Annotated in this window: 7 protein-coding genes and 1 riboswitch; of the genes, 4 read left to right on the top strand and 3 right to left on the bottom strand. The window is 63.6% G+C overall.

Features of this window, described 5'->3' with window-relative positions; all coding sequences use genetic code 11:
• Positions 1-145: 145 nt before the first annotated feature.
• A complete protein-coding gene (locus ABI213_RS23520; RefSeq protein ID WP_348005809.1) occupies positions 146-1,060 on the bottom strand; it encodes a DMT family transporter in 915 nt (304 codons plus the stop codon).
• Between the two features lie 68 nt (positions 1,061-1,128).
• Positions 1,129-1,479, bottom strand: a complete 351-nt coding sequence (locus ABI213_RS23515; RefSeq protein WP_348005810.1) for a hypothetical protein — start codon at positions 1,477-1,479, stop codon at positions 1,129-1,131.
• A gap of 100 nt (positions 1,480-1,579) precedes the next feature.
• Between ABI213_RS23515 and ABI213_RS23510 the strand changes: the two genes are divergently transcribed.
• The 4 genes from ABI213_RS23510 (at position 1,580) to ABI213_RS23495 (ending at position 6,475) form a co-directional block, all read left to right on the top strand.
• On the top strand, positions 1,580-2,734 hold the full coding sequence (locus tag ABI213_RS23510; RefSeq protein ID WP_348028921.1) for a branched-chain amino acid ABC transporter substrate-binding protein: 1,155 nt from the start codon (positions 1,580-1,582) through the stop codon (positions 2,732-2,734).
• A 110-nt stretch (positions 2,735-2,844) separates the two neighbouring features.
• Positions 2,845-4,758 (top strand): M6 family metalloprotease domain-containing protein, encoded by a 1,914-nt coding sequence (locus ABI213_RS23505; RefSeq protein WP_348028919.1) that lies wholly within the window; start codon positions 2,845-2,847, stop codon positions 4,756-4,758.
• Between the two features lie 32 nt (positions 4,759-4,790).
• Positions 4,791-5,573, top strand: a complete 783-nt coding sequence (locus ABI213_RS23500; protein ID WP_348028917.1) for a hypothetical protein — start codon at positions 4,791-4,793, stop codon at positions 5,571-5,573.
• Complete coding sequence (locus ABI213_RS23495; protein ID WP_348005815.1) at positions 5,570-6,475, top strand: hypothetical protein; 906 nt, start codon at positions 5,570-5,572, stop codon at positions 6,473-6,475. The genes ABI213_RS23500 and ABI213_RS23495 overlap by 4 nt, the downstream gene beginning before the upstream one ends.
• A 248-nt stretch (positions 6,476-6,723) precedes the next feature.
• A riboswitch (guanidine-I (ykkC/yxkD leader) is annotated at positions 6,724-6,842 on the top strand.
• A 225-nt stretch (positions 6,843-7,067) separates the two neighbouring features.
• Here the strand turns inward: ABI213_RS23495 and ABI213_RS23490 are convergent.
• On the bottom strand, positions 7,068-7,334 hold a 267-nt coding region (locus ABI213_RS23490; RefSeq protein ID WP_348028915.1), incomplete at its 5' end, for a hypothetical protein.

Here is a 7,334-nt window from a genome sequence, read left to right as displayed (position 1 = left end):
GCCCTTGCTGCAAAAGGGCCTGGGAGGTGCCATGGGACCCTGGCATGGCGCGGGTTGAGCCAAGTCTAATTCTGGTGCAGCTTTAGCTCCTGTGGTTTTAGCGCGCAATGCGCACACCATTGCGGACCGTCTGTAGCCGCCAAGCTTAGGTCAACGTAGCCAAGACCACACTTAGCAGCGCCACGCCAAATGCCAATAGTTGCATGGCACCCAGCGACTCTCCCAGCACCAGCACGCCGGTCAGTGCGGTTGCAATGGGCAGCAGAACGCTGTAGACGCCGGCTTGGGCGGCAGGCACCACGCGCAGGCCGGTCATCCACAGCCACACCGTGCCGATGCTGGCGGCCATGGCGTAGAAGACCAGCAGCAGCCAAATGCCGGGGTGCACGCTGGCAAACGGGAACGACAGCGCCAGGTACAAGCCCATGGGCGTCATCAGCACCAGCCCCCAGAGGTTGATCAGCGCGCTGATGCGTTTGGGCCCCAGGCTGCCGGTGAGCTTTTTGCCAATCACCGCGTAGGCCGCCTCGCATAGCACCGCGCCAAACACCAGCAGATTGCCCCACAGCTGGTGCTTTGATGCCAAATCGGCCTCTGGCGCAGGTATTGCGTGCGCAAGGTGCTCTGATTTCGATAGTGCCAGCAAAGCGATGCCCAACACGCCAAAGGCGATGGCGGCCCAGATCCGCAGCGTGATGCGTTCGCGCAGCAGCAACCAACTGAACAGCGCCACCGTGGCCGGAATCGCCGCCAGAATCACGCCCGCGGAGACGGCGGTGGTCATGCTCACGCCGTACAGCATGCAGATCGAAAACAAGAAGTTGCCCAAAAAGGACTCCAGAAACACCAGCCAGCGGGTGTGGGCGGATAAGGGGCCTTCGGAGAGTGGTTTTTTCAGCCAGGGCAGCATGGCGATAGCCGCAATGCCAAAACGCAGCCAGGCCAGCAAAAACACCGGCAGCGCCACCACCAGCGGCTTGCTCAGTGCCACATACACGCCGACCAGGGCCATGCCAGCGGCCAGACACAGGCGGGCGACGAGAGGAGAAGGGTGGAACATGGTGTTATGGTTTTAATAGCTGCTAGCGCAGGTGCTACCTGCGCCAGTGGCCTAAAAAGCTTGAAATTTCAGACCGCCAGAAATGCGCCAAACCCGTCCAGCGGGCGCTGCACATCTGCCTGCGTGGTGGCGGGCGACACCAGTAGCATGGTGTGGAACGGGGTCAGCAGTACACCCCGGTTCAGCATGAACAGGTGCAGTAGGGCATCCAGCGCGGGCTGGCTGCTGGCGTGGACTTCGGCAGCGTTGCGCGGCGGCTGGGCGGTGAATTGCAGCTCCATGCGGGCACCCAGCTGGGTGACTGTCCAGCCCAGGCCGTGGGCCGCAATCAGGGTACGCAAACCGACCGCCAGCCTGGTCGCGTAGGTGGCGAAGCGCTTGAGCAGTGCGGCCTGGGGTAAGGCAGGGGGGGTCGTCATGTCCCATATTGTTGCAGCGCTCAGCAACGTGGGACCTGGCGTAAAGCGTGCTTGTGTTACGTTTGGATGCAATTCAACCCTGATGACTGGAGTTCTCCCGATGCGAAAGCGAATATTTGGTGGTGTGGGTGCCTGGGTCGGCCTGGCGTGTGCTCTGCTGCTGCAAGGCTGCGACAGCCCACCGGCGACGATCAAGATCGGTGTGGCCCAGCCGCTGACCGGTAACCTGGCCCCGCTGGGGCAGGATCTGCTCAACGGGGTCACGCTGGCGGTGGAAGAAATCAACAAAGAGGGCTTCAAGGTCAATGGTCATGCGGTCACCCTGGAGATCGTGGCGGTAGACGACCGGGCCAATGTCGAGACCGGCAAAGAAGTCGCCCACCAACTGGTAGACGCGGGTGTGGTGGCGGTGATTGGCGATCTGAATTCAGGCGTGAGCATTGCCTCTGCCCCTATCTATGCTGCCAAAAGCATTGCGCAGATGGCGATTTCGACCAACCCCAAGTTCACTGCGCTGGGTCTGCCCACGACGTTCCGGCTGGTAGCCAACGACACCATGCAGGCCAAGGCCATGGGTAGCTATTCCGCGGCGCAGTTCAAAGGCAGCAAATACGCCGTGCTGGACGACGGCACACCCTACGGCAAAGACTTGGCGGCAGGTGCGGCGGCCCAACTGTTGGCCGCCAAGAAAGAGATTGTGCTGACCCAGTCGTTTGACGACAAAACCACCGCCTTTGACGACCTGGCCGACAAGCTCAAAGCCGCCGGTACCGAAATCGTGGTGTCCACGCTCAGCGACTTCCAGATGCTGGCGCTGTTGGAGTCGCTGAAGAAAATCAACTACACCCAGATCGCCTTGCTGGGCGGCGACACCAGCAAGACCACGCTGATGCTCAAGGGCGGTGGGGCGGGCGCGGAGCAGGGCCTGTTCACCACTTCGCCGATCCAGGAAGCGCGCGAGTTCTCGGCGGGGCCAGCATTTTTGGACAAGTACCGGGCCAAGTTCAAAATTGAACCGGCCTACGCGGGGCACTACACCTACGACGCTACCTACGTGCTGGCGGCGGCCATCCGCCGCACCAAGTCGGGCAAACCGGCCGATATCGTGGAACAGCTGCGCAAGATCGACGGCTACGCCCCGGTCACCGGCTCCATGAAATGGTATGCCAAAGGCGAGCTGCGCTACGGAGTCATTGGTATCTACCGGGCGCGCGGCGGAGCCTGGGAACTGCAGATGCGCTCGGATGTTTGGTAAGTTTTCAACCTAGGGTTTTTCCCCCAAATGGGGGATGACCAAGGTGTAGAGACCCCAGGTAGCGTCTACCGTACGTTGATACTCATTTCAGAGCAACGCCAGGAGATGCCATGCCCCTATACCGAAACCACTGTGTCTGCGATGCCCCCGCAGCGGGTAGCGTGCGCGCCCAGTGGCGTGATTTTTGCGCCGTCGCTCCCAGCCCCGAACTCAAGGCCAGGCTCAAAGCCGAGCTGGCCCAGGCCCGCAGCACCGTCAGCCCCGAGCTGGCCAGCGCCCTGACCCTGGCGCGCAGCCCCATGCGGCTGGGCTTTAACGATGGTGTGATCTTCCCGCCCGACCAGTTTCCCGAAGGTACGCCCAAATCGGCCATCCGCGGCGCGGCGGCCGACCGTGCGCCCTTGCGCGGCCCGTTGCGGGTCATCGTGGTGCTGGCGCAGTTCAGCGACAAGGCCATGGCGCAAACGGCGGAGCATTACCGGGATCTGTTTTTCTCGACCGGCGTGGTGCCCCATGGCAGCGTGAAAGAGTATTACCAGGAAGTGACGGGTGGGCTGGTAGACATCGTGGGCGAGGTGGTGGGCCCCTACACCCTGCCGCAAACCCTGGCCTGGTATGCCAATAACAACTTCGGCATCGCCCGGGGCGGCGGCGCTTTCCGGGCCAACATCATGGCCAAGGATGCGGCGGTGGCGGCCAACCGGGTGGTCAACTTTGGCCTGTATGACAACGATGGCAACGGCTTTGTGGATGCTTTCATCGTGGTGCACGCCGGGCGCGGCGGCGAGCAGACCGGCCATGCGGGCGACATCTGGTCGCACAAGCACGTGCTGCCCGCAGCCATGCCCGCCGACGGCAAGCAAATCTACGCCTACCTCACCGTGCCCGAAGATGCCAAACTGGGCGTGTGCGCGCACGAACTGGGGCATTTGCTGTTTGGTTTTCCCGATTTGTACGACACCGACGGCAGCTCCGAGGGCATTGGCGACTGGTGCCTGATGTCGGGCGGCTCGTGGAACGGGGGCGGCGACATTCCCGCCCACCCCTCGGCCTGGTGCAAGGTCAACCAGGGCTGGGTCGGCACCAGCAATGTCACCACCAGCGGCACGGTGTCGCTGCCCGATGTCAAGACCAGCCACACCGTGCACCGCCTGTGGAAGAACGGCGCGGGCGGCAGCGAGTATTTCTTGCTGGAGAACCGGCAGCGCAGCGGCTTTGACGCCCAACTGCCCGGCGCGGGCCTGCTGGTCTGGCACATCGATGAAACCCAAGCTGGCAACAGCGACGAGAGCCACTACAAGGTGGCACTGGTGCAGGCCGACGGCTTGCGCGAGCTGGATGCCACCCACGCTGTGGGCACGTTTGGCGACCAGGGCGACAGCGGCGACCCCTTCCCCGGTGGCGCGGCCAAGACCGCTTTCAGCGCCACCACCACACCCAACTCCAAGTCGTACGCGGGGGTGAATACCTGCGTGTCGGTCACCGCCATTTCTGCCTCCGGCCCCACCATGACGGCCACGCTGGGTGTGCGTTGCAGCGTCAAGTCGTTGGTGAAGGAGCGCAAAGACCAGCGCAAAGAAGGTAAGGAACTGACCAAGGAAGCCACCAAAGAGGTCAAGGAAATCCAAAAAGAAGTTGCCAAAGAACTTCGCAAAGAAACCGCCAAGGAAACTGCCAAAGAAGTGGCCAAGGAAATCGTCAAAGACCGCAAAGACATGCTGGAGCACCGCATCGTACGCGCCGCTCCGGTGGCCGACCCCGGCCATCTGGACACCGTGCTGTCCGACCTGGAAGCCCGCCTGCAAATGCTGGAGGCCACGGTTGGTGCCCGGGCATTTGCCGGTGTCGGCAACACTGGCGAAGGTGCGGCAGCCCGGGGCACGGCCCAGCCCTTTATCGATGCCAGTCTGCGCCCCGACCTGGATGGCGGCCCGGTCTACGACGACAGCACCGACCTGCAGCAGCGCATGGAAGGCGGTGACCGCGAGGCCAAGCGGGCGTTTGATGCGCCTCTGCCCCGATAAATATCCCGATGAATACCCCGATGACAATAACGATGAATATCCCGATGACGGTGCACTCTGAGCACCCCGGCGCAGGGTTCGCACCCGGCGTGGTCTTGGTGCTGGCCCATGCCAGCGATGCCGGTGCCGCCTCGGTGACCGCCTCGGTGCGCACTCTGCTCAGTGGTTCAGCGATCGAGGTCTGGGCCGTGCGCCCCGAAAGCCTGAGCCTGGCCACCTGGTCACACACCGTAGACGAACATGGCTGCGCCCACACCCGGCTGGTGCTGCCGGGCCGCCCGGCGCTACACAGCGCCCAGATCCGCGCCGTGTTCAACCGTATCCAGCACCTGCCCGTGCCGCAGTTCAGCCAGGCCCACGCCAAAGACCGCGACTACGCCGCCATGGAGCTGCAGGCCCTGGTGCTGAGTTGGCTGGCTGCCTGTGGCGACTGCGTGGTCCAGCCGCTGCGCAGCCAGCCTTGGTTGGTACCCCAACTACCGCTGTTGCATTGGGCCAGCGCCGCTGCCCGCTGCGGCCTGCCGGTGGCACCGCGGCATGCCGACACCGTGGCCGAACCCTGGGATGCCACCGTGCTGGTGGCGGGCACGCTGACCACTGGCATCCTGGCCGGACGGCTGGGCGTGGCCTGTGTGGCCACGGCGCAAAACCTGGGCTTCACCCTGCTGGAGTTTCGGTTCCACCGTGGTGCTGGGGGCACCGTATTGGTCGACGTGAGCCCCCACCCGGCGCTGAGCGACCTGGAAGACATTGACGCGGTGGCCCGTTGCCTGGCCGATCTGGCCGAGCGCATGCTGCTGGAAGAGCCCGCATGATCCTCGTCTACGGCCACGGCGATGACCCTCCCATCGAACGCCTGTTGGCCGCATTGCACACCGCGGGCGCGCAGGTCCAGTTCCTCGATATTGCTGCGCTGGCCCAGGCCACGCTGCAGCTGCAGGTAGGCCCGCAGGGCATGGCGGGCGAGCTGGTGGTGGCGGGTGCCTGCACCGCGCTGGCCGACATCCGCGCCGTCTACGCCCGCCCGCTGGAGCCCGCCGTGGCCGACCAGCCCGAGCCCGCCCAAAAGCACGCCCTGGCCCTGCACCGGCAACTGGTGGAGTGGCTGGATGTGGCCCCGGCGCGGGTCGTCAGCCGCCCGGCGGCCATGCAGGCCAATGCATCCAAGCCGCTGCAGGCGCAATGGATTGGCGAGGCCGGGTTTTTGGTGCCCCCCACCCTGGTCACTTCCGACGAGGCCGAAGTCCGCGCTTTTCGCCGCACCCATGGCCGGGTGGTGTTCAAGTCGATCAGCGGCATCCGCTCCATCGTCACCGAGCTGGACGACACCTGGCTGTCGCGTATGCACCGCCTGGCCCAGCTGCCGACGCAGTTCCAGGCCCATGTGCCGGGCGTGGATGTGCGCGTGCACGTGGTGGGCCAGCAGGTCTTGGCGGCCGAAATTACCTGCACCGCCACCGACTACCGCTATGCCCACCGCAGCGGTGCCGCCCCCCAGGTGGTCGCCACCACACTGCCCCCCGCCGTGGCCGCCCAATGCGTCGCCATGTCCCAGGCCATGGGCCTGCCGCTGAGCGGTATTGACTTGCGCTTGCGCCCCGACGGCCAGTACGTGTGCTTCGAGGTGAACCCCATGCCCGCGTTCAGTTACTTTGAGGCGGAGAGCGGGCTGCCGATTGCGGCGGCGCTGGCGGCGTTGCTGATGGATTCGGCATAAAAAGTGGTTTTCGCGCAGGTGCTAACTGCACAAGCAGCTATTTAAAGCATAGCGAGTGCCGCGATAGCGCACCGTGATGGCACCGACGCACCACGGGCGTGCCCCTAGCCGCGCAGCGACGGTGCGTGGAAGACCCAGTGTCCTAATGGCGAGGGCCTATTTCTCCAGAGAAAACCCACTTTTTTAAGAGTCTGGCATTGAATTTGCATGTAGCTCTAGCGCGGGGGCAGCCACACTGGATTGCTTCTACAAATGACCGCTAGGGTTCCGGCTGCTTGATTTTCAGGCGGTGTCTGGTCCGAGAGCAGTCGGCCAGCAGCGGCCCATACCACTGCAGGCTCCACGGCGGGACAAAAGCCCGGGAGGCCCACTTCGTGATCGAGGTGCTCTCCCGCATTTGTCTTTCAACCTGGAGTCTCGCTATGTCTTCCTCTTCTTTCCTTTTGATTTCCCGTGCTGTCATCAGCAAGGTGGCATGCAACGATCGTCCAATCTCAAATGCGCGCCCTCGATTCCCTTCTGCGTGGGCTTCCCGCAGCAACACAACCGTAGCAGCAACCGCATCCAAGTCCGCCTGACATTCGAGAAGCTTCTATGGCAAGTTCGGAGCGGATCGCCTGAGCCTGACATAGCGCCCGTATGTCAACGAACGAGGTTCGAAGATTGCCCGCTGTACGCCGAAATGCAAGCGACGCAATAGCTCGTCACCACTGTCGCCGATGGGCAGACTCGTATTCAAGATCTTCCAAACGGCGCTGGTCAGGATGTCGCCGGACTTGGGGGCCACTTGATGACCCGCAAGCACCGTATCTGGTCCAGGCAGATGGGCTTTGTTCCACAAATCGAAATTAGTCCGGCA

It is taken from the genome of Rhodoferax sp. (assembly GCF_039922535.1).
Taxonomy (GTDB): domain Bacteria; phylum Pseudomonadota; class Gammaproteobacteria; order Burkholderiales; family Burkholderiaceae_C; genus Rhodoferax_B.
This window is presented reverse-complemented; position numbering and strand designations above follow the sequence as displayed.